1 protein-coding gene is annotated in these 386 nt (G+C 42.0%); it reads left to right on the plus strand.

The window, feature by feature from the left end; translation table 11 throughout:
• A partial coding sequence (locus tag Q1A69_RS20190) for a transposase (protein ID WP_299589745.1) occupies positions 1 to 386 on the plus strand: 386 nt, incomplete at both ends.

Below are 386 nucleotides of genomic sequence, written 5' to 3' on the forward strand. Positions count from 1 at the left end.
TTGACTTTAAGAGAAAACTGGAAAGAAACAGGTGAATACTTATTACCTGTGCGAGTGGTTAAGAGCCTTTATAGGGGGAAATTTCAAGCGCTGTTATTAGAACAATATCGTGCTGGATTACTTAAGCTCCCTCCCAGTTGGTCAATTGGCCAATTTGATATCCTCTTTAAAGCTTGCTATCGCAAAGAATGGTCGGTTCGTATTCAGGAACGATATGAGCATGGTCAAGGTGTACTGCTGTATTTTTCACGCTATATCAAAGGTGGGCCACTGAAACCAAAGCAGATATTAAATGTGGATCATAAGGGGCTGGAGTTTCGTTATTTTGATCACCGTGACCAGCGACGCAAGCAACTTCGGTTAAAGCCTAAAGAGTTCTTGAGACG

Origin of the sequence: uncultured Microbulbifer sp., assembly GCF_947498635.1 — a bacterium.
Classification (GTDB): Bacteria; Pseudomonadota; Gammaproteobacteria; order Pseudomonadales; family Cellvibrionaceae; genus Microbulbifer; species Microbulbifer echini.